This is a genomic window from Dorea sp. BIOML-A1 (assembly GCF_009875615.1).
GTDB lineage: Bacteria > Bacillota > Clostridia > Lachnospirales > Lachnospiraceae > Dorea_A > Dorea_A amylophila.
Genome location: NZ_WWSA01000020.1, coordinates 30,961 through 55,928, shown reverse-complemented (window position 1 = coordinate 55,928; position 24,968 = coordinate 30,961). Strand labels below are relative to the sequence as shown.

The following is a 24,968-nucleotide window of genomic DNA, read 5'->3' as shown; positions in this document are numbered from 1 at the left end:
TTTTATTAAAACAGAGGCTATTTACAGAAAAGTGGTGCTGGGGATAACTCCCAGCACCAACTTTGTCTACAGTCTGAAACTCTACAGGAATCCTGTAGAGTTTTTTTATAGTTATTTTTATATTATGCCTGGCTTGCTTCCAGTGTTGCATTCAGTTTTGCAACTAAGAGGTCTGGATCAATTCCGTGTCCCATAGCGCCTTCTTCGATAGATTCCATCTGAGAATGTGGGCATCCGATGCATCCCATTCCTGCTTCCATCAGATCGTCAACAAGCTTTGGACATGTAGAATAATATTTGGAAAGCAGTTCACCAAATGTCATGTCTTTTGTAATCTGTGCCATCTTATCGCCTCCTTTTTATTTCAGTGTTTCCATTATAGTAGCTTTTTACCATTGTGTAAACATTTTCCGCAAATTTATTCTTAATATTTGACTACTCAAATGTCAATATGGATAACTCTTTTTTTCGACATTTCTTCATTTTTATAACAACTCTACAAAACGTGCGTTCTTTTTCTATCCCCGAATAATCCCCCGTTTTTCCCGATTTGGGTGTGGATAACGTGGATAACTTTGTGAAAATCCCCATTTTTCTACATTTTTTGCATTTTTTGATGTGGATAACTTTTTTCATGAATTTTTTTGCATTTTTTATTTTTTGCAGAAATATATCGATTTTTGTGGATTTTGTATATTGTGGATAACTTTCAATTCATGTGGATAGTGTGGATAAAAAAAGAACCGGGGAATTTTTCAGAATTCCTCCGGTCTCTTTTCTTATATCAGCTCTTATATCAGTCGTCTTACGGTCACAATATTCGTATAGGTTGCCGGCAGGATCCCGATTCCTTTTGCACTGTTGATCGCATTTACGATCTGCCCATTTCCCATATAGATTCCTACATGGCCATTATATAAGATAATGTCTCCCGCAACTGCCTGATCGTAACTTACCGCCGTTCCCGCATTCTCCATATCCCATGTCGTACGCGGAAGTGCGATTCCAAAATGTGCAAATACTGACTGTACGAATCCGGAACAATCCGCTCCGTTTGTGAGGCTCGTACCTCCCCATACATACGGATTTCCGATAAACTGACACGCATAATCTACAATTGCCTGCCCGTTTCCCGCAGCCTGCGCCTTCTGCTCCTCCTGCTCCTTTTGAAGTCTTGCCGCCTCTTCTTCTCTCGATTCGGCATACGTAAATGCATCTTCTGCATTTCCCGTGTCATTGTTCTGCACTAACTCTTCTGCCTTCTTCTGTGCCTCATTTCCTACCGTTATATATCTGGAATACACATACCCGGTCACATTTCCCGACTCAACCTTCGTCCATTCTCCCACAGGACCGGTGATCTTTGCCGCATAATCCGGATATAGTTTTCCAACCCATTCGCTGTCTGTTGTTGGTTCACTTCTTATATAAAGAAACGATTGTACATTTGCGAATGCCATATCTGAATACTCACCCTTTTGTTCCGGTACAAGATGATCTTTTACCGATATTGTCTTATCTGATGTGTAACAATCTTCCAGTATCTGTGTGCTTCCCGCCGCCGTTATATTCTGCATATCATCTATGTCTGCAGCATGCACCACCATTGGAAATGCTGTCATGATCCCGGTCATACTAACCAGGAGCACTCCTTTTTTAAGAATCGAATCCATAAACTCCCTCCTTTATGTTTTCTCGTCTTTTGTAATTGTTACAGAATTGTTACATATGTTACGTTTGTTATTATATCATCCACATACGCTTTGTCAAGTATTTCTTTTATTTTCAAGCATATCATATGTCCCCCCCTGTTTCCCATTCGTCTTTTTCTTTTATTTTGTTACATTTTGTTACATTTTGTTACATTTATTTATCCTTATTGACAAATGATATCAACGACACTATACTAAAAATATCAATTATAGTAATTATTATCGTTATCGAAAGGAGGATGTTATGGCTGCTTTAAAATACAGTAAACAGCGAGCCTCTATCAAAGAGTATTTATTACACACAACCGCACATCCTACGGCTGATACCGTATATCTTCATATAAAAGAAGAATTTCCGAATATCAGCCTCGGAACCGTCTACCGCAACCTGAATCTGCTTGCCGACATCGGTGAAGCACTCCGGATTCCGACACCTGCCGGTGGCGATCGTTTTGATGGGCGCTGCGAACCTCATTACCATGTAGTATGCACGAATTGCGGAAAAGTATTCGATCTGGAAATGGATGATTCTTATATTCAAAAGATCAACGAAGATGCTAACGCATGTTTTGATGGAATCATCGAATCTCACACTACACTTTTCCATGGTCTTTGTGCCGAATGCATAAACAAAAAAAACGAGAATAAATAATAAAATTCATCAAAAACTAATTGACAAAACAATGATATTGTGCTAAATTAATATCAGTAACAATTACTAATATTAATTTCAATAAATCAAAAAACATTTCAAAGAAAAGGAGAACAACATTATGAAAAAATTTGTATGTACAGTATGCGGATATGTTTACGAAGGAGAGGCTGCACCGGCTGAATGTCCAATCTGCCACGCACCGGCTGATAAGTTCAAAGAACAGACAGGTGAAAGAGAATGGGCTGCAGAGCATGTTGTAGGTGTTGCAAAAGGTGTCAGCGAAGATATCTTAGCTGATTTAAGAGCGAACTTCGAAGGAGAATGTTCAGAAGTTGGCATGTATCTTGCAATGGCAAGAGTTGCCCACAGAGAAGGTTATCCTGAAGTAGGATTATACTACGAAAAAGCTGCCTGGGAAGAAGCTGAGCACGCTGCTAAATTCGCAGAGCTTCTTGGCGAAGTTGTTACAGACAGCACAAAGAAGAACCTTGAGATGCGTGTAGATGCCGAGAACGGAGCTACAGCCGGTAAGTTCGATCTTGCAAAACGTGCAAAAGCTGCTGATCTGGATGCGATCCATGACACTGTTCATGAGATGGCTAAAGATGAGGCCCGTCACGGAAGAGCTTTCGAAGGACTTCTCAAGAGATATTTCGGATAAGAATAACGGATTCTGATATCAGAAGAAGAGCGGATACACCACTTAAGGAGTATCCGCTCTTTTTTGTTCATTCACTATTTTTTCCACTATCCTGCTCTATGCCATGCGCACATAGATCTTTTTCACCGGCTGGTACAGAACCGCAATTGCGATCACCATAAAGACTGCATTGATCACCGTAGCCGGAAGAGATGTAAATGCTCCCACCGCAGCCGCTGCGAATCCACTTCCCATGATCATCATAGATATGGTTCCCATAATAAATTCCATGATCACGTTGATGCATCCGTAAACCACAGCACAGATCATCGCTGCTCCGTATTCTTTCTTTTTATCACCGGCTGTCTTTTTCTTCAGCATCATAAAGAGTGCTCCGACGATCAGACACTTCAGCGCCGTCTCAACAAACGTCTTTGGCGCATCCTGCATATATCCATTTAACATATCAAAGATGGTAAGTCCCAGCGTTCCGGATACGGCTCCTCTTTTTCCTCCCTGAAGTAACAATCCCATTACGACAAATATATGTCCGAAATGAAGAAATGGTGTTCCGACTGCTGCCGGAAGCGGAATCCTGAACGACTGGATTCCAAGAAATGTAATTGCTGTAAAGAATGCCGTGATCACCAGATTCTTCACCTTATCATTATGAATGGTCTTTCCTGCTGCTGTATTTGTACTCATTGTACTCTTCCTTCCTGTTGTAATATGTAATGAAAAATAAATTCTGCTGAATATATTAGCACGATAGTGGATTCGTCCAAACAGCCAGTTGTAACATTTCCATACAGGCCAGTTTATTTTTCACACCAAAGGAAGTCGTACCCTCTTAATCTTATATCTTTTAATTCCATCTTTTCACTCGTCAGCAGATTACGATATACTCCATCTTCCTGCATCCACGCTGTCTTCTCCTGATCACTGAAGTTGAATATTCCAAAAAATCTTCTTCCCTTATATTCACGTAATATGCAAAGGACACTGTCATCATGCACATCGTATGTATACACATCTGCATCTTTATCAAATGTTATTTCCTGTCTGCGGATCTTTTCCAGCCGGTCAAGAGTCTGGAAGATACTTCCCTGAACAGTTGTGGGATCATTCTTATTCTCTGCAAGCTCCCACTGCAGCTTACCACGATGGATGTATCTTGAATCTGCACACTTAGCAGGATCTTCTTTATAACTATAGTCGTTCACCTGCCCCAGTTCATCGCCACTGTATAACATCGGGATACCCGACTGTGTCAACATATATGCATGCAGCATAAGATCTTCCCTGACCGCAGTTTCCATTGCTTCTTTGTTTTGTTCAAATCCGGCTTTTTCAATTCCACACATCGATGCCGTTGTCCCACAGAAACGTGCATCCTGCGTTACCGGATCATCATTATACAATTCTCCGCGGCTTATACTTCCCGCTATTTTCCCTGTAAAATAATCATTCAGGTAACGCTTATGTGGGATTTCTTCCATCCCCCACTGTTTCAGGGTCTCATAATCCAGTCCCCATCCGATATCATCATGACAGCGCAGATAGTTTAAAAATACATACTGTTTCGGCAGGTGGTTCAGAATATCCATCTGTTTTTTCAACAATCGGATATCTCGTGCCGCTATGCTGTTCCAGGTCGTTGCCATGGTAGTCACATTATAAAGCATGTGACATTCCGGTTTTTCTATCGTCCCAAAATACGGCACTACTTTTTCCGGTTCCATTACAACTTCACCAAGAAGTAATACGCTCGGACATACAATTTCTGCAATCATACGCATCATACGGACGATTGTGTGTACCTGTTTGAGATTTCTGCAGGTAGTTCCTAGTTCTTTCCAGATATATGGCACCGCATCAATTCTCACAATATCTATTCCCTGATTTGTCAGATACAGGAAGTTATACATCATCTCATTAAACACTCTCGGATTGCGGTAATTCAGATCCCACTGATACGGATAAAATGTCGTCATTACATAATGGCCGTTCTCCGGAAGATATGTAAAGTTTCCAGGGGCTGTTGTCGGAAATACCTGCGGCACTGTCTCCTCGTATTTCTCCGGCACATCATTATTATCATAGAAGAAATACCGGCTCATATACTCTCCTTCGCCATCCCTTGCCCGCTTCGCCCATTCATGGTCTTCTGACGTATGATTCATAACAAAATCCATACACACATTGATATCTTCCTCATGACACTTTTCTGCCAGTTCTGCAAGATCCTTCATCATACCGAGATCCGGGCGTACCTTACGGAAATCTGCCACCGCATAACCGCCGTCAGATCTGCCTTCCGGCGTATCCAGGAAAGGCATAAGATGAAGACAATTAATGTTGCATTCTTTCAGATACGGAATCTTTTCTTTTACACCTTGCATATTTCCCGCAAAATTATCTATATAAAGCATCATGCCAAGCATATCTTTCCTGTGATACCAGCCGGCTTCCTGCTCTCTTTTTGCATCTCTTTCTTTCAGTTTGCTACTCCGTTGTCTGTAATACTCATACATCTTGGAACACAATTCCGCGAACATATCATCGTTCTGATAAAGTTCCATGTAAAGCCACCTGAGCTCATCATGATGTTTCTCTAACCTATATTGAAAAATACTGTTATTTTTTTCTACGCTTTTTCCCATTTTTATACTCTACTCTTCTGCTGCCAGATGCATCTGGTATGCCTTGAATTCTCCCATTTCCACAGGCATCGGAATTCCTGCTTCCATAAGTGCTGCACCATTATATATTTTTCCTGTTTCCGTGTCACGATAGATCGCACTACATTTCAATCCTTGAAGCTTTACATAATTCACAGTCATATTTCCATGAATTTCCTGCAGTACGACGTTCAGAAGAACTTCTTTCTGATCTTCGGATACAAATGCCCATGCTGCATATTCCTCCCTCGCAGGATCAGACAGCCGGTAGTACAGTCCCGTCTGGATCAGTGGTGCGAACTTCCGGTATTCTTCCACCTGTAACCGGATCTCCTGCTTCTCTTCTTCGGAAAGTTTTCCAAGATTCAATTCATATCCGAATGTTCCGGCCATTGCCACTACACCTCTGGTATGCAGAGATGTGATCCTTCCTGTCTGATGATTCGGCACTGCTGATACGTGTGACCCTACAGCGGATACCGGATAACCGAATGAAGTACCATATTGGATCTGCAATCTGTCCAATGCATCTGTATTATCACTGCACCAGATCTGCGGTGTATAATACATCATTCCGGCATCAAATCTTCCACCGCCGCCGCTGCATCCTTCGATCAGCAGATCCGGATATCTTGTCACGATCCTTTCCAGAAAATCATATAATCCAAGAACGTAATCATACATGACCCTTCCCTGATCTTCGGTTCCTCTCGAGAACACATCCATAAGGCTCCGGTTCATATCCCATTTCACATACTCAATATTTCCCTGATCCAGGACTTTACAGATCTGATCAAATATATGATCTACAACTTCTTTTCTCGAGAAATCCAACACCAGTTGATTTCTTGCATGAACCGGATTCCTTCCCGGAATAGTAAGTGCCCAGTCCGGATGTTCTCTGTACAGATCACTGTCTTCCGAGATCATCTCCGGCTCCACCCAGATTCCGAATTTTACACCCAGATCATTGATCTTCTTTATCAGATCTCCCAGTGTCCCCCCAAGCTTTTTCTCATTGACAAACCAGTCCCCGAGACCGCTGTTATCATCATCACGTTTTCCAAACCAGCCGTCATCCAGCACCAGCATGTCAATGCCCGCATGCTTTGCCTCTTTTGCCAGTTCGTATAAGGTATCACCATCAAAATCAAAGTAAGATGCTTCCCAACTGTTCACCAGAACCGGACGGACACTTTCTTTGTACTTTCCTCTGCAGATATGCTGTCTGATACATCTGTGCAGATTCTGTGAAAGAAGGTTCATTCCACTTCCGGAAAAAGTAAGAAGCACCTCCGGTGTATAGAATGTTTCTCCTTCTGCCAGCGGATACGAGAACATCTCATCCTGCAGCCCCATAAGCGCACGTGTCTGTCCAAACTGATCTTTCAGTGTCTCACCTTTAAAATTTCCACTATATACGAAAGACATTGCATAACAATTTCCATATTGATCCGTCGTATTCTCATCTGCAAGAATCATCATCGGATTATACTGATGGCTCGAAGTTCCTCTCACACTTCCGATCACATGACTTCCATGTGTGACCGGCTCTCTCTGCATCGTTCTCTCCATTGCATGTCTTCCGTAAAATGTCAGAAGATCATATTTCCCCTGAACAAAATCCAGACATGCAGACTGCGCTTTCCTGATACATATCTTTCCTTCGCCACGATAAACGATCTTCTCGCTTCTTGTGATCACATCATAATCAGGAAGCACACCATACTGCAATGTAACTTCTACGCCTGTAACCGCATCTTCCATTACGATCTCCAGTGTCTGGCTCTCCGTCTCATCCGCATAGACTGCCGGAAGACCCGGAATCTTATATTTTCCATTGAAAATGTGATGCGAACGGTAACGCAGATCACACGCTGTACTTCCATCTGCATTTTCAACGATCAGTGCCGTACTTCTGTAATCTCCGGTTCCATAGGAAGGATACTCCTGCGGAAGTGCATCCATAGAATATGTTCTGTCATCCCCTGCATCAAACGGATTTCCAGAGAATCCCCTGTCATAATACGTCAGCAGATAATCCATGCAGCTTCCATCTGTTTTCTTTCCATAATACAGGTGCAGGAGGAACCCATAAGGGTCCACCTGCATCTGATACGTTGTATTCTTTGTCTGTATTGTAAATGTCCTGTCTGATTTACTGTAAATAATTCCCATTTTCCAGTCTCCTTTTTGTGTCTTTTATCCGATTTGTATTTTCTTATTTTACAGCTCCATTTACCACACCGTTCAAGATATGCTTCTGACAGATCAGATAAAAGATCAGGATCGGCAGAAGTGCCAACAGGTAAGAGGCAAATGCCAGGTTATAGTTCGTTCCAAACTGTGTCTGGAAATTAAGCTGTGCCAGCGGCAGTGTGTTCTTTCCTGTGCCTGACATAATAACCAATGGTGTCATAACATCGTTCCATGTTCCAAGTGCTGTCAGAACCGCAACCGTTGCATGCATTGGTTTCATGATCGGAAAGATGATCTTCCAATAAGTTGTCCATGTACTTGCTCCATCCACGCATGCTGCCTCTTCCAGCGCTCTGGGAATATTTGTCAGATATCCGGAATACAGCAGCACATTCATCGGCATATAAAATACCAGATATAAGATGATCACTCCGGCTCTGTTCGCAAGTCCCATCTGCGCCGTCTGTTTTACAACCGGCATCATCAGGATTGCAAAAGGTACGAACATACCACTGACAACATAAAAATAAATAAACTTATAAAATTTACTATGTGCCTTATTTCTTGCAATTGCATATCCAAGCAGTGAATGGATCAGCATTGCAAGCACTACCGTCACAACTGTGATCAGCAGACTGTTTCCCAACGAGTTCCAGAAATCTGTCACTTTCATCGCCTCTGTAAAATTACTCAGACTGAAATGCTTTGGAAGCGATAAGATTCCTGCGACATCATTCGTCATTTCCGAAGGTTTCTTCAGCGCAATGACAACAGTCATATACAATGGAAATACTACAGTGATCAGCCCTGCGATCAAAAGAATCGTTACAGGCCAGTTTATTCTTTCTTTCCCAACTTTTTTCATTACAACTGTTCCTCCTTCTTACCGGTGATAGTCAACTGCATTACCGAAATCACTACAATCACAATAAAGAAAATAACTGCATTTGCGCTTTGGAATCCAAACTGTCCACCACTCATTCCGTTATTATAGATCAGATATGAGATGGATTCTGTACTCTGGGCAGGACCTCCTTTTGTCAATGCCATGATCTGATCAAATACCATCAGGAAGTTTTTCACACTCAGAACCATATTGATAGAGAAAAATGGAATGATCAGTGGAAATGTCAGGTTCCTGAACTTCTTCCATCCTGTAGCACCATCAATGGCACCTGCTTCATATACATCCTCCGGAACCGTCTGAAGTCCTGAAATATATATGATTGTGTTCATTGCTATCGACTGCCATGCACACACGATCACAATCGCGATCCACGCAAGATTTGTATTAGAAAGCATACTGGAACTAAATGTCTTACTTCCGATCATTTTTCCAAATACAGGGAGGATATACGTAAAGAAATAGTTGAAAATGTATCCTACCACCAGTGCTCCCAGTACATTCGGGATAAAATATGCACCCCTGAGTGCGCTTTTGAACTTGATCTTACTATTTAGTCCGAGTGCCATCAGAAGACTCAATACATTTGTCAAAATTGTCGCCGCAATTGCCAACTTAAATGTAAAGATATATGAGCCTCCGACTCTGGAATCGGTAAACAGATCTTTATAATTACGAAGACCTACCCAGTCGTAACTTCCGTATCCTTTAAAATTGGTAAAACTATAGATGACACCTTTGATCAGCGGCAGCGTATTGAAGCAGAAAAATAATGCAACAATCGGAATCGTGATCAGAAGAAATGTCCGCTTTCTATCATTTAATTTATTCTTTTTCATCGTACTAACTCCTTGAACTTCCGTATTACCAGTAACTTATCTGTCTTAGTCATTATGCGATTTCTCGTAATCTTCCACTTTACGGATAATATCACGATTATATCTTACCCAGTCTGTATCAAATTTCTTAAGAAATGCCTTGCTGTCTTTTTTCATCAGGAATGTCTGGATCTGTGCGTCTACCGCCATTTCCGATGGATAATAATGATCCTGATAGTCAGACATTTTTCCTTCTTTTATATATTCTTTCATTCCTTCAAGGGTTGATGGCAGTTCAAAATCTCCTTCTTTACAAGGAACCGCCTTCTGCGCATCCAGATATGCCTGTACATTCTCATCTTCCAGGAGAAAATCTAACACTTCATATGCTGCCTCTTTATTTTTGCAGTCTTGCATTACGCAGAACTGAAGATCTATTCCTGAGTTCAACTTATTTTCTTCCTTGTTATTATTTGCCGGCATTACAAATGAATCAATCTCCATATCCGGATTCACTGTCTGGATCTGTGGAATTGCATAACTTCCGATCGTATACATTGCGGACTCACCTTTTGCAAATGCCGTACACGCGCCGTTGTAATCATATGCAAACGGGTCATCCGGTCCATATGGAAGCAGCTCCAGCATACGTTCTGCCACTTCTTTATATTCCTTCGAAAATGTTGTCTTTCCGCGGTTCACCTGTGCACACACATCTGCGGGTGCAAGATCTACCGCAACCGCATTCCACGGTGCAAGACAAGTCCATGTATCTTTAAATCCAAAATAAAATGGCTGGATTCCTGCATTCTGTATCTCCTGACACAGGCTCATGAGTTCATCCCATGTAGTTGGTATTTTCCATCCATGTTCTTCGAACATTTCCTTGTTGTAAAGAATTCCTGCTGCATTTGCAACGTATGGTACCGCATAAGTTCCTTTTTCCGGAACAAATTCCAGATTTTTATCAATTTCTTTGTATGCCTCTTTAATATTTTCCAGACCCTTATAGTCGGAAATATCCATCAACATGTCAGAATCGATAAAGTTTGAATAGTTCACGTCTCCTCCGATTCCAATAATATCCGGATTATCCTCCCGGATAAATCTCGTCTTCAAAACAGTCATTGCATCATTCGGAGATTCAATTGTAAGATGAATATCATCATGTGTACGGTTGAATTCTTCTTCTATTTTCTCAAATGTTTTTACTGCTTCCGGCTTATACTGCACAAGTTCTATTTCTGTCTTTCCTGTCTTCTCCTTCTGCCCGCATCCTTGCAGCGTCATAGCCCCAGCCATCGTAAGAACCAGTCCGGCACTTACCAGTTTCCTGTACTTCCTATGCATGTTTTTCAAACTCCTTTTGTTCCGTTCCTTCCTGATTTTGAACCTTTCCCGGGATATTTTCTTGTTTTCATCGTCAGGTTTTTTTATTTTTTATTTACAATTGAATTGTAACATACCCTTATGCGTCTATAAATATCATTATATTATATGTTTTATTGCAAAATGCGATTTTTCCCGTTATATATTGAAGTCATCTAGCATTTTGGTATATACTGTTTTAAAAAGGAGGATTCCTATGAGTAATCTTTTATTTTCCGTTTTCCCAAATGAAAATTTTGTTGATATCGGACTTTATCAGTATGGCTGGGAACAATGTGAACCTTCCCATTCTTTTGGACCTGCCGCCAGAAACCATTATATCTTTCACTATGTGATATCCGGAACCGGAACTTTAATGGCCGACGATTCTTCCGGCAATACAATAAAATATCAGGTGAAAAGCGGACAGGGTTTTATGCTATTTCCTAATCAGATCAATACTTACATCGCAGATCAGGATCTCCCATGGGAATATACCTGGATTGAATTTGACGGACTCCGTGCCAAAGAGATTGTCTCTACTGCCGGACTCAGTCCGGATCATCCGGTCTATCATGCCGGTTCGAAAGATCTCCGCAATGAAATGATGAACGAAATGTTATATATTGCCAGACATTCCGGTTCCTCCTCCGATTCACCGTTCCATATAATCGGACATTTGTATCTCTTTTTGGATTATTTCATGCGTTCTGCTGCTACAGTGCGCATGAACCAGAGCGGGAAGATCAGAGATTTTTACATCAAAGAAGCATTATCTTATATTGAGCAAAATTTTCAGAACAATATTACCATTGAAGACATTGCTTCTTTCTGTGGTCTGAACCGGAGTTATTTCGGAAAGATTTTTCACGACTCCATCGGAAAATCTCCTCAGGAATTCCTGATCAGTTACCGCATGACGAAGGCTGCAGAACTTCTGAAACTGACCTCTTTATCCATTGCAGATATCGGAAATGCCGTCGGATATCCAAATCAGTTACATTTTTCAAGAGCATTCAAGAATACCTATGGAACTTCTCCAAGAAGCTGGCGCAATGAAAATAAATTAGAACCTGATATGTAAAAAATCAAGCGGAAAAGGATTATTTTGATTTTAAAAATATTTTCCTTTTCTGCTTGATTTTTTTCTTTTCCTGGTATAATATACACATATAGCAAACATAGTATTAAAAACTACATGTCATATTTTCGACATTCAGGAGGTGCATGACTATGGCAGAGCAGTTAAAAGAACACATTAAAGATCCGGGAAGTGCGATCACACATTTTATCGGAATGCTGATGGCAATATTCGCAGCAATCCCATTGCTTTTAAAAGCAGCGCGCGAACCAAGTAAGATTTACATTATCGCAATTGCTGTGTATGCGGCAAGTCTGATCTTACTGTATGCGGCAAGCACAACTTACCATACATTCGATAAATCAAAAAAAGTAAATACCATTCTTAAAAAGATCGATCACATGATGATCAGCGTTCTCATCGCCGGAAGCTACACTCCGATCTGCCTGTTAGTACTTGGCGGCAGGACCGGGATCATCCTTCTTGCGATCGTATGGTCATTTGCCATCGCCGGAATCCTGATCAAAGCATTCTGGGTATACTGTCCGAAATGGGTTTCCTCCGTGCTTTATATCGGCATGGGCTGGACCTGCGTACTGGCATTTACACAATTGCTGAATTCTTTAAGTCCGGCGGCTTTCGTATGGCTGCTGGCCGGTGGTATCATCTACACCGTTGGCGGCGTGATCTATGCTTTGAAGCTTCCGATCTTTAACAGTAAGCACAAATATTTCGGAAGCCATGAGATCTTTCATCTGTTTGTGATGGCCGGAAGCGCCTGCCACTTTGTGGTGATGTATGCTTTTGTACTTTAATGAAATCCATATGAAAAAAGCTGCCGGTGGCAGCTTTTTTCACTTAATATCATTTATTTTTACTTATTCCGCGAGTTCGAATTCATTCTGGATCTTCTCTCCGATCTCGATCTGCTTATCCACACTCTTTTTCACATAAGTTTCCGTTTCCTTGGATCAGCAGTTCCTTTTCTCTCCGTGTCAGCTGTTTGATCGCATATTCCCGGCTCATTGCCTCATTCTTCGTCTCATGTTCTTCGTAATACACAAGCTTCACCGGTCTTCTGGTCTTTGTGTATTTCGCACCTTTTCCACTGTTGTGTGCTTTTATCCTCTTATCCAGATCATTTGTCCATCCTGTGTATAACGTACTGTCTGCACATTTTATGATATAGGTATAATTCATGTAGTTGTCCCCACTTATCCACAATCGGTCTGATTTTTCCTGTAATAATCCATTTTATTTTATCCGTTATCCCACGGAAAGTCAATTTTATCCACTCCTCAAAAAGAAGGACCGCACAAGAAACGGACAGAGATTTCCGGGAATCCCTGTCCGTTTCTTTTAATCCTGATCCGCCGTATACTCCACCGGGTTCACCGGCTGCCCGTTTTTGCGCATCTCAAAATATACATTACAGCCTTCTTTGCTGTAATACTTCGTCGGCTGGCTCACATAACCAAGCACACTCTTCGCTTCTACATAGTCCCCGACCTTCACAGGTACTTCTTTCAGCTGTCCGTATAACAGCTCGTATCCGTTTCCGATGTCTACATTGACCGTTGTTCCCGTCTGTGCACTGACATCGATCGACTTGATGATCCCGGGTGCGCCGCAGAGTACCTGGTCTCCCTCTGCACCTTCGATGATCACGGCCGGATTATACTTATACTGATCCAGCGTCTGGAAATATACCGTCTTATCCATGCTGTAACTCATGATCACAGCCCCGTTCACCGGCCATAGGATGTAGCTGTCTTCTGTAAAGTTGATATTATGACTCTTTCCTGCTGTTGCCTGGGTTCCCGTTCCATTCTGTTCGGACTGATCTGTCATTCCGGTTCCGTCTGATTCGTTTTTCTCATCAACGGTACTCTCATCTGCTGCGCTTTTCTTTGTACTGCTTCCGGTATTCTCACTTTTTACTTTTGATGTTCCGGTTTCTCTTGTCAGATCGCTGTTCTCTTTGTTGTCTTTCTTTGTCTCTTCCTGCCTGCTTTTTTCTTCCGCCTTCGCCAGCTCATTTTTCTGCGTTTTCCTGTAATCGTTAAATGTATATGTTCCTGCTATTGCAATTGCTGCCACAAAACATAACACTGCTGCCACGGTAGCACGCCGTTTGGACATAGACGTTTTTTCGTTTTTCTTCATTTCATCACCACCTCTGACCATATTTTTGCCAGATCGTGATGTAGTTATACATTTTTTATAATTTCTGTCACTTCTTTTATATCCGTTCCTTCAAAAAAATATTTTAATATTTTTCTATATCCTTGTTTCTTTTTTGCCATCTCATTTGCCGTGTACTGACTCATACCGATTCCGTGACCGGCTCCTCTTGTGGTTACTCTTAACTTTCCATTATAAGGTTGCAGCGTAAAACAACTGGAAGCCAGTTGATATTTATTTCTGAATTCTTCCCCGCTCATTACCTTGTCTCCCACGCGGATCTTCAATACATATCCCACGGAATCCGTCTCCTGTATCTCCACATCCATCGTTTCAATACCTGTAGTTCCCTCATTTTCGTCTTTTTGTTCACTCTTCACTTCCAGTATCACCGTCTGTATCTCATTCTCAGCATTTACATCCCCGGGGCATTCCACGATTTTCAGATAAGGATACTCTTCCTTTCCAAGCACCTCTTTTGCATCCCTTGTATATCCGTTACTCAGATTAAAAAATGGTGTCATTGCCAGATCTTTTCCATAGAACAGCACTTGTCCCGCAGTCGATTCCAGTGCGTTTTTTAACTTCCGGTAATTTTCCGCATACCGCATGCCCCATGCAGATTTCATCTGTTTTTCTGTCCAGAATTCGTCTGCCGCTTCTTCCGGCAGTGTACCGTCTCCACCGGCTTCCTGAATCATGCGATATACTTCTGTCCGGATGAGCACTGCCTGTGCGTTCAGCGCTTCTTTCTCATAATCTGCCGGCATATCCCTGGCCAATACTCCGATACAATACTCCTCCACAGGCATCTTTCCGTTTTTCTTTATTTTCACCATCGTTTCATCTGCTTTGGAAGCAGTGATGATCTTCGGTCCATTTATAAATACGGTTATGATATACGGAAGCAGAACTATGATAAGCAGCCAGCAGCCGGCTTGTTTCACTTTTCCACCTATTCCCTTGTATCGTCTCATATATTTGCACACCTCCCCAACGGCAGAGCCACTTTCCCCTTTCCCCACTGGCACAAAAAAGCCCTCCCATACCTTATGGTATGAGAGGTTTTTTTTTAATATTCCAGTTCATCCTCATTGATCACTACATGATCCAGATGCCAGATATCATCTACATATTCCTGGATCGTTCTGTCTGCCGAGAACTTACCGCAACAAGCGGTATTCTTAAGAGCCATCTTAGCCCATTTGTCTGTATCTTTGTAAGCTTCCATTGCACGGGCCTGTGCATCTGCATAAGAACGGAAGTCTTTTAAGATAAAGTACATATCTGCTCTTGCACCACCCTGATTGTTCAGAAGGCTGTTGTAAAGGTCACGATACATCTCTTTATCACCGTTTGCATAAGTTCCGTCTACCAGCTGGTCTACCACTCTTCTGATATCCGGATCGTTGTTGTAGATATCGTATGGATTGTATCCACCGTTCTGCTCATAGTTGATAACTTCGTCTGCACTCAGTCCAAAGATAAATGCATTGTCGATTCCAACTTCGTCTACAATCTCTACGTTCGCTCCGTCCATCGTTCCGAGTGTCGGTGCACCGTTCATCATGAACTTCATGTTACCTGTTCCGGAAGCTTCCTTGGAAGCTGTAGAAATCTGCTCACTGATATCTGCTGCTGCGAAGATCAGCTCTGCGTTCGATACGCGGTAATCTTCAATAAATACAACTTTCAGTTTGCCGTTGATGCTGCGGTCATTGTTGATCACATCCGCAACTGAGTTGATCAGTTTGATGATCTCTTTTGCACGGATATATCCTGCGGAAGCCTTTGCGCCGAAGATGTATGTCTTAGGATAGAAGGACATCTCCGGATGCTCTTTGATCTGATTATACAGATACATTACATGCAGGATATTCAGCAGCTGACGTTTGTATTCGTGCAGACGTTTTACCTGTACATCGAAGATCGATCTTGGATCTACTTCTACACCGTTGTGCTCTTTGATGTAAGCTGCAAGACGCTCTTTGTTCTTGAACTTGATCGTCATGAATTCTTTCAGAGCCTCTTCGTCATCTAGCCATTCTTTCAGTCCGCTCATCTTGGATAAGTCTGTAATCCACTCTTTTGTTCCGAGCTTCTCTGTTACCCAGTCGGCAAGCAGCGGATTCGCATGCATAAGGAAACGTCTCTGTGTGATACCATTGGTCTTGTTGTTGAACTTCTCCGGCATCATCTGATAGAAATCTTTCAGTTCCTGGTTCTTCAGGATCTCTGTATGCAGCTTTGCAACACCGTTGACAGAATAGCCTGCAACGATCGCAAGATGTGCCATCTTAACCTGACCGTCCATCAGGATCGCCATCTTCTTTACTTTCTCTTCATTACCAGGATACTGTGCTCTTACCTGCTCGACAAAGCGGCGGTCGATCTCCTGGATGATCTGATAAATACGTGGAAGGAGTCTTGAGAACAGATTGATCGGCCATTTCTCAAGTGCTTCTGCCATGATCGTATGGTTCGTATATGCACAGCATTTTGTTGTGATATCCCATGCTTCATTCCATCCGAGATTCTCCTCATCAAGAAGAATACGCATCAGCTCTGCTACTGCTACTGTCGGATGTGTATCATTCATCTGGAATGTTACTTTCTCCGGCAGTTTGCTGATATCACCATGTTTCTTTTTAAACTTTGTAATTGCAGCCTGGATACTTGCTGATACGAAGAAATACTGCTGTTTCAGTCTCAGTTCTTTTCCTGCGATGTGGTTATCATTTGGATAAAGCACTTCTACGATGTTCTTCGCAAGGTTCTCCTGCTCAACGGCTTTGTGATAATCTCCACGGTCAAAGGAATCTAACTGGAAATCTACGATCGCTTCTGCATCCCAGATACGGAGTGTATTCACGATGTGGTTGCCGTATCCTACGATCGGATAATCATAAGGGATCGCCATTACAGATTCATAGTTCTCCTGAACGAAGTGTGTCTTTCCTGTCTCATCGTATTCCACACGGATATTTCCGCCAAAACGTACTTCTTTCGCATATTCCGGTCTGCGAAGCTCGAACGGGTTGCCGTCTTTTAACCAGTTATCCGGTGCTTCTACCTGATAGCCGTCTCTGATCTTCTGCTTGAACATACCATAACGGTAACGGATACCGCATCCATAAGATGCATATCCCAGTGTTGCAAGAGAATCCAGGAAACATGCTGCCAGACGTCCGAGTCCACCGTTACCAAGTGCTGGATCCGGCTCCTGGTCCTCGATCACGTTCAGGTCGATTCCCATCTCTTCCAGAGCTTCTTTTACTTCCTTATATGCCGTCATGTTGATCAGGTTGTTTCCGAGAGCTCTTCCGAGCAGGAATTCCATGGACATGTAATATACAGTCTTCGGATCGTCTTTCTCATACTGTTTCTGTGTTGCAAGCCAGTCATCGATGATGGCTTCCTTTACAGCATAAGAAACTGCCTGGAACAACTGCTGCGGAGTTGCCTCTTCTACTTCCTTACGGAACAATGTCTTTACATTGTTCCGTACATCTCTTTTAAATACGTCTTTTTCAAATCTTGGATTATACATTTTCTACTTCCCTTCTAACAAACTGGGCTTTGATTATCTCTTTTCCACACCGATCGTTACAGCTTCTCCATTGATCTTCCACTCTTTCGTGTAGCCTGCAGGTACTGCTTTTGTAACTTCCAGTGCAAGTGTTTCATCTGCGATCGTAGATGCATTGTCTGCAAATACTTTCTCTGCTTTTTCTGTACCTTCATAAGATACTGCGATCTTATCCATAACTTCGAATCCGGCTTCCTTACGCATGGTCTGTACTTTACTGATGATCTCACGTACAAATCCTTCTTCCAGAAGTTCTTCGGAAAGGTTTGTATCCATAACAACTGTAATTCCGTTGTCATTCTCAGATACATATCCCGGCATCTGTGCAGATTCGATCAACAGATCTTCGCGGAACAGAGTCACTTCCTGTCCATTGATATCAAGCTTCAGGGCATCTGTAGCATTTAACTCATCCATTGCTGCATTTCCTTCGAGTTTATCGAGTGCTGCTTTAATACCTCCTAACATTTTACCATATTTTGGTCCCACTGTCTTTAACTGAGGTTTAAAAGTATATGAAGTAAAGTCACGAACATCTTGTGTAAATGTTACATTCTTTACATTTAATTCATCTTTTACGATGTCTTTGTAAAATTCCGGTACTTCAAAATCAGCTTTTACATACATCTGTCCGATCGGCTGACGGTTCTTGATATTTGCAGTATTTCTGCATGCACGTCCCATAACAACCAGCTTCAGAACATTGTCCATATTAGCTTCCAGTTCTGTATCGATATGTGCTTCATTTACAACCGGGAAGTCACACAGATGGATACTTTCCGGAGCGCTCTCGTCCACGCTTCTTACCAGGTTCTGATAGATCTCTTCTGTCATGAACGGGATCATCGGCGCTGCCGTCTTACAGATCTCAACCAGTGCTGTGTACAGAGTCATGTAAGCATTGATCTTATCCTGTTCCATTCCCTTAGCCCAGAAACGTTCACGGCTTCGTCTTACATACCAGTTACTCATATCGTCTACGAAGCTCTGAAGTGCCTTTGCAGCCTCCGGAATCTTGTAGTTGGACAGATCATAGTCTACTGCCTTGATTGCGGAATTGAGCTTAGACAGAAGCCATTTATCCATAACGGACAGCTTGTCGTATTCCAGTGTATATTTTGTTGCATCGAAATCATCGATATTCGCATACAGCACGAAGAACGCATAGGTGTTCCATAGTGTTCCCATGAACTTTCTCTGTCCTTCTACAACGGCTTTTCCGTGGAAACGGTTCGGAAGCCATGGTGCACTGTTGACATAGAAGTACCAGCGGATCGCATCTGCTCCGTATTTCTCCAGTGCGTCGAACGGATCAACTGCATTTCCCTTGGACTTACTCATCTTCTGACCATTCTCATCCTGCACGTGTCCAAGTACGATAACGTTCTTGTATGGTGCTTTGTTGAAGATCAGTGTAGAGATTGCAAGCAATGAGTAGAACCATCCACGTGTCTGGTCAACAGCCTCGGAGATGAAGTCTGCAGGGAACTGCTTTTCAAATAACTCTTTATTCTCAAATGGATAGTGATGCTGTGCAAATGGCATAGATCCACTGTCGAACCAGCAGTCGATAACTTCCGGTACTCTGTGCATCTGCTTTCCGCAGCATGGGCACTTGATCGTTACTTCGTCGATGTATGGACGGTGAAGTTCGATCTCATCCGGGCAGTTGTCGGACATTTCTTTCAGCTCTTCGATACTTCCGATCGAATGCTGGTGTCCGCATTCACACTCCCAGATATTCAGTGGAGTTCCCCAGTAACGGTTACGGCTGATACCCCAGTCCTGAACGTTCTCAAGCCAGTCGCCGAAACGTCCTTTACCGATGCTTTCCGGAATCCAGTTGATTGTATTGTTGTTGGCGATCAGGTCATCTTTTACTTCTGTCATCTTGATGAACCATGATTCACGAGCGTAGTAAATAAGTGGTGTATCACATCTCCAGCAGTGTGGATAACTGTGCTCGAACTTCGGTGCATCGTAGAGAAGTCCGCGTCCGTCGAGGTCTTTTAATACTTCCGGATCAGCCTTCTTAACGAATAATCCGGCAAACGGAGTCGTCTCTCCCATGTTACCTTTTTCGTCTACCAGCTGAACGAACGGCATATCATATCTACGTCCGACCTTGGCATCGTCTTCACCAAACGCAGGAGCGATATGAACCACACCGGTACCGTCTGTCAGTGTTACATAGGTATCGCATGTAACGAAGAATGCTTTCTTGTTCTGCTTAGAAGCGCAGTCGTAAGCACACTGGTATAATGGCTCATACTCTTTGTATTCGAGATCTTTTCCTTTGTATGTCTCAAGGATCTCGTAAGCCTTTGTTCCGTTTTCTTCATCGGCAAGTCTGCCAAGTACGGTATCGAGAAGTGCAACAGCCATGTAATAAGTATAGCCGTCGGCAGCTTTTACTTTCGCATAGTCTTCTTCCGGGTTCACACAGAGTGCGATGTTAGACGGAAGTGTCCATGGTGTTGTTGTCCATGCGAGGAAATATGCATCCTCTCCTACTACTTTGAAACGAACGATCGCAGAACGTTCTTTTACATCTTTATAGCCCTGTGCTACTTCCTGTGCAGAAAGCGGAGTTCCGCAGCGAGGACAGTATGGCACGATCTTGAATCCTTTATACAGGAGCTTCTTGTCCCAGATTCTCTTGAGTGCCCACCACTCAGACTCGATAAAGTTATTATCATATGTTACATATGGATCATCCATATCAGCCCAGAAACCTACGGTATTAGAGAAGTCTTCCCACATACCTTTGTATTTCCATACGCTTTCTTTACATTTCTTGATGAATGGTTCCATACCGTATTTTTCGATCTGGTCTTTTCCGTCCAGTCCGAGAAGCTTCTCAACTTCCAGCTCTACCGGAAGTCCGTGTGTGTCCCATCCGGCCTTTCTTGGAACTTCGTATCCCTTCATGGTACGGTATCTCGGGATCATATCCTTAATAACACGTGTCAGAACGTGTCCGATGTGCGGTTTTCCGTTGGCTGTCGGAGGGCCGTCGTAGAACATATAGATCTCGTTGCCTTCACGGTCACGCATACTTTTTCTGAAGATGTCATTGTCTTCCCAGAATTTCTCTGTCTGTTTTTCTCTGTCTACAAAATTAAGATCCGTAGAAACTTTCTTATACATATTTACCTCCATAAAATTAAAACATAGAATTAAAAAAGCTTCCGCCCTGTATAGGACGAAAGCTGTACTTACGTTTATAAACCACCTAACATACCATCATATGTCTTCCCTGTAACGGAGGAATACCGTCAGTTTTTACTCAGTCACTTACCGAAACCTTTCAAAATCTGCAACTCAGAAGTGATATTCAGATATATCTTACTTGCACCGGACTTCCACCATCCCCGGCTCGCTGCTGCGTTCTGTTATATCCTACTGTCTTCGTCAGCGTTTTTCACACCCTTTATTATATGCAACAATCCTAAAATCCGTCAAGGGGTTTTACCTTATTTTTCATGTATCCTCTGTCTTTTATCTTCTCCGGCGTATCAATACAACGATCAGGCTGACGATCAGGATCACCAGTGCCACACATCCTCCGGCGATCATATATTGTTCCGAAGCCGATTTCCCGGCATATTTCTTCTGGCCAAACGCCCATGCTGCTTTTGCTTTCTGCACGAAATTCGTCCAGATGCTCTTTGCGCTTAATTTTCCACCGGAGTTCTTCGTTGTCCCGGAGTTATCCACATTCTCCTTCTTATTATCCACACGTTCTTTCCCTGTACTTATTTTCTGCAGGTATTCTTCCGTGAACTTTGCTGTCGCACTTCCTACCGGATGTCCGTCATAAGTATATTGGATCGTTCCTTTTCCGGTCTTTTCATCTACGTCTGTAATCTCATAGTCTGTATCTTTGTATGAGACATCCTTCGGCAGGATCACATAGCCATCTTCCAGCGGCTGGTACTCATTCCCGCCCGTCTGTGCGGATCCGGCGTCCTCACTTTCATCCGATGCCGTTATGAATTCTTTTACTTCTGTCGGTTTCTTCTCATCTGCCACCGGAATCTTCTGGAAATTATTAAATACATATTCGAACAGATTCTTTGTATCCGGATATATATTCGCTCCATGCGTCCTGAGTACGACACATACCAGTTTCATATTGCCGTTATCAGCCATGGTGATCAGTGTGGATAAGGCATTGGATGTATATCCCGTCTTTCCTGCGACCGCATACTGGTAATAATTTTTATTTTCTTTTATAAGCATCTTATGATGCTGCGGAAATACGTGCTCTTCCGTCGTATCGGATGCCGGGATCGTATAACTCTGCTCCTGACAGATCTTTAAGAATTCCGGATAACGCCAGATCTCCCTGCCGATCAAAGCCATGTCACGCGCACAGGTATAATGATTGTCATCATGAAGCCCGTTCGCATTGACAAAGTTCGAGTTCTCCCCGCCGAGACTTTTGCATTCCTCGTTCATCTGCTGTATGAACCAGTTGTAATCGTGCCCGGCATTCTTCCCGACATTTTCCGCAACCGCATAGGCTGCTTCATTTGCCGAGGCAAGCAGTGTCGCATACAACGCCTGTTCCAACGAGATCACATTTCCTTCTTTTAATCCTGCGGAAGAATCTCCCGGCTGCATAAAAGATATACAGTCATTCGAAAATGTTACCTGGTCTGACAGGCTGCCATATTTTAATGCGATAAGGCTGGTCAGAACTTTTGTGATGCTGGCAGGATATTCATGCCCGTCAATATTCTTCGCATATAAGATACTTCCGGTTCCTGCATCCATCACGATCGCTGCTTCTCCGTATGTTCCCGGTCCCTGCGGCCAGTTCTTCCAGCTGTTCGACTGGATCTCCATCTTATAAGCATCTTCTTCTGCCTTCTTCTCCAGCTCTTCCGGAGTCATGTCTTCTTCTTTTTTCTCTTCTTTCTGGGTATCATCTGCCGCTGCGTCTGCTGCCTGGGCATTCCCGGTGCTGTCCGGCTCCGCATATACCGTACTGTGCGGCATCCCTGCTGTCACCGCAAATATCACCGCAAGAACTACGGCTGCTATCTGTTTTTTCCCCCGCATAATTTCTATTCTCCTCTGTCGTTTCGTTATGGTCTTCCCATATACCACTCAATCTTTCCTTCGATATCGGACACTTTCACCGTTCCGATCTCCCGCGAATCTCTGGATACTTCTCTGTTATCTCCGAGGACAAATACCTCTTTGTCTCCGACTCTCAGTGGATATGTGATCTTTGACGACTTCTTTTCTGTCGTTCCTATCTCTCCGTCGTATCTTACTTCTTCTCCGTTTACATATACTTTGCCATCCTGGATATTAACCATGTCTCCGGCCACAGCTATGACCCGCTTTACATAATCCTCTCCGGATGGCCGGGCGATCGCCACGATGTCTCCAGCCTTATATTCCTTACATCTTCTGTTATATATAACGATGTCCTTGTCATGAAGTGTCGGATACATCGAATTCCCATCAACAGTCGAGATTCCCATCAGTATATAGAAGATCAGGATCACCACTGCTGCTATCCCCAGGAACTGCAATGTCACGATCAGTCTCTGGATGCGCATCTCTTTCTTTTTCTTTCTGCGCGTCTCGGGATCTACATCTTCCAACACTTTCTTCTTGATTGCATCTATCTCCATATTCTATCCTTTTCCTGTCTTTCCTGCATCTTATTCCACGCGTTCTCTATTATAATCCTTTTCCCCGGTTAACTCAACAAAAAAGAACGGCCGCCCCTTTTCCCTGCCTTAATGTTCAGAAAAAATGAAGCAATCTTCGTGTAAATCACTAAGTGATTTTTACCAACTTTCACGTAAAAGGTATGAATAATCCAGGATATGTATTGTTTTGAAGGAAGCACGGAGATATAATAGAAAAACATGGTGATAGGAAGGTGATAGGAATAATAGTTGTAGAAGAAATATTGATAGCAAACGGATTGACTGTGCTAATGATGTGGTTTCTTTTGCTTTGCAGACGGAAAAACAGAGAAAGTCTCCATGAGGAAGACAAACTATATGACGGAATGGCAATAGTGAACTTAGCGGGGGCATTGTCTGAGACAATTGCTTTTCTGGTAGATGGGAATCAATTTACCGGCTGTAGACAGATCAATTATATCTCCAACAGCATATGTTTTATAGGTACCGTCAGCATAGGTCTGCTTTGGTGTCTGTATGTAGAATTACGCATTTACCGGAATTATAAGAGAATATTCAAAAAAGTAAGAGTTGTAATGTTTCCTTGGATCGTAGAAGTAATTATGGTTTTATGTAATCTGCCCGGAACAGGGATTATGTTTAAAATATCTAAGGAGAATGTATATCAGCGAACTACCGGTTCACTGGTAGGATATATCTCACTTATATTATATTTTGCTTACAGCATCTATCTGGTGTATCATTCCAAAAAACAGGGAGTTAATATGAATTTCTTTCCCGTGATATATTTCGTCGGTCCCTGTTTTGCAGGCGTGCTTATCCAGTTCCTTTTTTACGGAATCACATCGTCATGGGTGTTAGTTGCGATCGCATTGATATTTGTGCAGATGCAGACATATGCCGAGAATTTATATATGGATGAACTTTCCGGATTATATAATCGGAGATATCTTAATGCAGTACTTTCTGAAAGGAAATTTACGAAATGTAAATCTTTATATGGAATCATGATGGATGTAAACGCCTTTAAATATATTAATGATAATTTTGGTCATAGTATGGGAGATAAGGCTGTCTGTACGTTGGGAAATATACTTTTTAGATCTATACCAGCTGCCGGTATGGCAATCCGCTATGCGGGAGATGAGTTTATTGTATTACTATCAGGTGTTGAGGAAGAAAGTGTCCTGGCCACAATGAAAGAGATTCATAATAACCTATCCCGTTTCAATGAATCCGGGATAGAACCATTCACTCTAAGTGTTTCCATGGGATATGCAGAATTTGGATCTGAAGATGATGCCGAAGTGTTCCTGATGCATATGGATGAAAAAATGTATGAGGAAAAGCGGAAATATCATTTGTTAAAGAAATCAGATAATTGATAACATAAACCCGGATTATTCACAGCAGACATGAATAATCCGGGTTTATGTTATTCTTTATTTATCAAAACGGCTAG

Annotated in this window: 20 protein-coding genes; 5 read left to right on the top strand and 15 right to left on the bottom strand. The window is 42.5% G+C overall.

Annotation, left to right across the window (positions count from 1 at the left end; genetic code table 11):
• Nucleotides 1-122 precede the first annotated feature (122 nt).
• Together GT508_RS09175 and GT508_RS09170 are read right to left on the bottom strand one after the other, a co-directional pair.
• Entirely contained in the window at nucleotides 123-344 is a 222-nt protein-coding gene (locus GT508_RS09175) for a DUF1858 domain-containing protein (RefSeq protein WP_006427234.1), read from the bottom strand.
• Nucleotides 345-791: 447 nt separating this feature from the next.
• Nucleotides 792-1,673, bottom strand: coding sequence for a C40 family peptidase (locus GT508_RS09170; RefSeq protein ID WP_117598146.1), 882 nt, complete (start codon nucleotides 1,671-1,673; stop codon nucleotides 792-794).
• A gap of 283 nt (nucleotides 1,674-1,956) precedes the next feature.
• On the opposite strand from GT508_RS09170, the gene GT508_RS09165 reads away from it, so the two are divergent.
• Together GT508_RS09165 and GT508_RS09160 are read left to right on the top strand one after the other, a co-directional pair.
• Entirely contained in the window at nucleotides 1,957-2,364 is a 408-nt protein-coding gene (locus GT508_RS09165) for a Fur family transcriptional regulator (protein WP_117598145.1), read from the top strand.
• 121 nt (nucleotides 2,365-2,485) lie between these two features.
• Nucleotides 2,486-3,028: an NADH peroxidase gene (locus GT508_RS09160; protein WP_055283308.1), complete on the top strand. Its 543-nt coding sequence runs from the start codon at nucleotides 2,486-2,488 to the stop codon at nucleotides 3,026-3,028.
• Nucleotides 3,029-3,124: 96 nt separating this feature from the next.
• Here GT508_RS09160 and GT508_RS09155 read toward each other — a convergent pair whose 3' ends face one another.
• The 6 genes from GT508_RS09155 to GT508_RS09130 form a co-directional block, all read right to left on the bottom strand.
• On the bottom strand, nucleotides 3,125-3,712 hold the full coding sequence (locus tag GT508_RS09155; protein WP_161144089.1) for an ECF transporter S component: 588 nt from the start codon (nucleotides 3,710-3,712) through the stop codon (nucleotides 3,125-3,127).
• 113 nt (nucleotides 3,713-3,825) lie between these two features.
• Nucleotides 3,826-5,670, bottom strand: coding sequence for an alpha-amylase family glycosyl hydrolase (locus GT508_RS09150; protein ID WP_161144088.1), 1,845 nt, complete (start codon nucleotides 5,668-5,670; stop codon nucleotides 3,826-3,828).
• Between the two features lie 9 nt (nucleotides 5,671-5,679).
• Complete coding sequence (locus GT508_RS09145; RefSeq protein ID WP_161144087.1) at nucleotides 5,680-7,866, bottom strand: alpha-galactosidase; 2,187 nt, start codon at nucleotides 7,864-7,866, stop codon at nucleotides 5,680-5,682.
• Nucleotides 7,867-7,909: 43 nt separating this feature from the next.
• Complete coding sequence (locus GT508_RS09140) at nucleotides 7,910-8,752, bottom strand: carbohydrate ABC transporter permease (protein WP_117598142.1); 843 nt, start codon at nucleotides 8,750-8,752, stop codon at nucleotides 7,910-7,912.
• The gene (locus GT508_RS09135; protein ID WP_055283297.1) at nucleotides 8,752-9,630 is read right to left on the bottom strand and encodes a carbohydrate ABC transporter permease; all 879 of its coding nucleotides are present in this window, start codon (nucleotides 9,628-9,630) and stop codon (nucleotides 8,752-8,754) included. The genes GT508_RS09140 and GT508_RS09135 overlap by 1 nt, the downstream gene beginning before the upstream one ends.
• A gap of 45 nt (nucleotides 9,631-9,675) precedes the next feature.
• Nucleotides 9,676-10,959, bottom strand: a complete 1,284-nt coding sequence (locus tag GT508_RS09130) for an ABC transporter substrate-binding protein (RefSeq protein WP_161144086.1) — start codon at nucleotides 10,957-10,959, stop codon at nucleotides 9,676-9,678.
• Between the two features lie 235 nt (nucleotides 10,960-11,194).
• Between GT508_RS09130 and GT508_RS09125 the strand changes: the two genes are divergently transcribed.
• A complete protein-coding gene (locus GT508_RS09125) occupies nucleotides 11,195-12,061 on the top strand; it encodes an AraC family transcriptional regulator (protein WP_161144085.1) in 867 nt (288 codons plus the stop codon).
• A 149-nt stretch (nucleotides 12,062-12,210) separates the two neighbouring features.
• Nucleotides 12,211-12,873 carry a PAQR family membrane homeostasis protein TrhA gene (trhA, locus tag GT508_RS09120; protein WP_055283292.1) on the top strand — a complete coding sequence of 221 codons (663 nt, stop codon included), beginning with the start codon at nucleotides 12,211-12,213 and terminating at the stop codon, nucleotides 12,871-12,873.
• A 115-nt stretch (nucleotides 12,874-12,988) separates the two neighbouring features.
• Here trhA and GT508_RS09115 read toward each other — a convergent pair whose 3' ends face one another.
• The 7 genes from GT508_RS09115 to lepB all read right to left on the bottom strand — a co-directional run bounded on the left by GT508_RS09115 (nucleotide 12,989) and on the right by lepB (nucleotide 23,485).
• A complete protein-coding gene (locus tag GT508_RS09115) occupies nucleotides 12,989-13,258 on the bottom strand; it encodes a GIY-YIG nuclease family protein (RefSeq protein WP_055283290.1) in 270 nt (89 codons plus the stop codon).
• A 159-nt stretch (nucleotides 13,259-13,417) separates the two neighbouring features.
• Nucleotides 13,418-14,224, bottom strand: a complete 807-nt coding sequence (locus GT508_RS09110; protein WP_117598139.1) for a M23 family metallopeptidase — start codon at nucleotides 14,222-14,224, stop codon at nucleotides 13,418-13,420.
• Between the two features lie 44 nt (nucleotides 14,225-14,268).
• A complete protein-coding gene (locus GT508_RS09105; protein ID WP_192934802.1) occupies nucleotides 14,269-15,219 on the bottom strand; it encodes a SpoIID/LytB domain-containing protein in 951 nt (316 codons plus the stop codon).
• A 95-nt stretch (nucleotides 15,220-15,314) separates the two neighbouring features.
• Nucleotides 15,315-17,792, bottom strand: a complete 2,478-nt coding sequence (locus tag GT508_RS09100; protein WP_117598138.1) for a glycogen/starch/alpha-glucan phosphorylase — start codon at nucleotides 17,790-17,792, stop codon at nucleotides 15,315-15,317.
• Nucleotides 17,793-17,825: 33 nt separating this feature from the next.
• Nucleotides 17,826-20,981, bottom strand: a complete 3,156-nt coding sequence (ileS, locus tag GT508_RS09095) for an isoleucine--tRNA ligase (protein ID WP_117598137.1) — start codon at nucleotides 20,979-20,981, stop codon at nucleotides 17,826-17,828.
• Between the two features lie 351 nt (nucleotides 20,982-21,332).
• On the bottom strand, nucleotides 21,333-22,901 hold the full coding sequence (locus GT508_RS09090; protein ID WP_161144084.1) for a D-alanyl-D-alanine carboxypeptidase family protein: 1,569 nt from the start codon (nucleotides 22,899-22,901) through the stop codon (nucleotides 21,333-21,335).
• 26 nt (nucleotides 22,902-22,927) lie between these two features.
• Nucleotides 22,928-23,485: a signal peptidase I gene (gene lepB, locus GT508_RS09085; RefSeq protein ID WP_161144083.1), complete on the bottom strand. Its 558-nt coding sequence runs from the start codon at nucleotides 23,483-23,485 to the stop codon at nucleotides 22,928-22,930.
• 254 nt (nucleotides 23,486-23,739) lie between these two features.
• On the opposite strand from lepB, the gene GT508_RS14930 reads away from it, so the two are divergent.
• Nucleotides 23,740-24,891, top strand: coding sequence for a GGDEF domain-containing protein (locus GT508_RS14930; protein WP_161144082.1), 1,152 nt, complete (start codon nucleotides 23,740-23,742; stop codon nucleotides 24,889-24,891).
• Nucleotides 24,892-24,968 lie beyond the last annotated feature (77 nt).

Excerpts from the sequence above, each read along its gene's own strand:
- GT508_RS09175 (WP_006427234.1), bottom strand. The coding sequence starts at position 344 with ATGGCACAGATTACAAAAGACATGACATTTGGTGAACTGCTTTCCAAA.
- GT508_RS09170 (WP_117598146.1), bottom strand. The coding sequence starts at position 1,673 with ATGGATTCGATTCTTAAAAAAGGAGTGCTCCTGGTTAGTATGACCGGG.
- GT508_RS09165 (WP_117598145.1), top strand. The coding sequence starts at position 1,957 with ATGGCTGCTTTAAAATACAGTAAACAGCGAGCCTCTATCAAAGAGTAT.
- GT508_RS09160 (WP_055283308.1), top strand. The coding sequence starts at position 2,486 with ATGAAAAAATTTGTATGTACAGTATGCGGATATGTTTACGAAGGAGAG.
- GT508_RS09155 (WP_161144089.1), bottom strand. The coding sequence starts at position 3,712 with ATGAGTACAAATACAGCAGCAGGAAAGACCATTCATAATGATAAGGTG.
- GT508_RS09150 (WP_161144088.1), bottom strand. The coding sequence starts at position 5,670 with ATGGGAAAAAGCGTAGAAAAAAATAACAGTATTTTTCAATATAGGTTA.
- GT508_RS09145 (WP_161144087.1), bottom strand. The coding sequence starts at position 7,866 with ATGGGAATTATTTACAGTAAATCAGACAGGACATTTACAATACAGACA.
- GT508_RS09140 (WP_117598142.1), bottom strand. The coding sequence starts at position 8,752 with ATGAAAAAAGTTGGGAAAGAAAGAATAAACTGGCCTGTAACGATTCTT.
- GT508_RS09135 (WP_055283297.1), bottom strand. The coding sequence starts at position 9,630 with ATGAAAAAGAATAAATTAAATGATAGAAAGCGGACATTTCTTCTGATC.
- GT508_RS09130 (WP_161144086.1), bottom strand. The coding sequence starts at position 10,959 with ATGCATAGGAAGTACAGGAAACTGGTAAGTGCCGGACTGGTTCTTACG.
- GT508_RS09125 (WP_161144085.1), top strand. The coding sequence starts at position 11,195 with ATGAGTAATCTTTTATTTTCCGTTTTCCCAAATGAAAATTTTGTTGAT.
- trhA (WP_055283292.1), top strand. The coding sequence starts at position 12,211 with ATGGCAGAGCAGTTAAAAGAACACATTAAAGATCCGGGAAGTGCGATC.
- GT508_RS09115 (WP_055283290.1), bottom strand. The coding sequence starts at position 13,258 with ATGAATTATACCTATATCATAAAATGTGCAGACAGTACGTTATACACA.
- GT508_RS09110 (WP_117598139.1), bottom strand. The coding sequence starts at position 14,224 with ATGAAGAAAAACGAAAAAACGTCTATGTCCAAACGGCGTGCTACCGTG.
- GT508_RS09105 (WP_192934802.1), bottom strand. The coding sequence starts at position 15,219 with ATGAGACGATACAAGGGAATAGGTGGAAAAGTGAAACAAGCCGGCTGC.
- GT508_RS09100 (WP_117598138.1), bottom strand. The coding sequence starts at position 17,792 with ATGTATAATCCAAGATTTGAAAAAGACGTATTTAAAAGAGATGTACGG.
- ileS (WP_117598137.1), bottom strand. The coding sequence starts at position 20,981 with ATGTATAAGAAAGTTTCTACGGATCTTAATTTTGTAGACAGAGAAAAA.
- GT508_RS09090 (WP_161144084.1), bottom strand. The coding sequence starts at position 22,901 with ATGCGGGGGAAAAAACAGATAGCAGCCGTAGTTCTTGCGGTGATATTT.
- lepB (WP_161144083.1), bottom strand. The coding sequence starts at position 23,485 with ATGGAGATAGATGCAATCAAGAAGAAAGTGTTGGAAGATGTAGATCCC.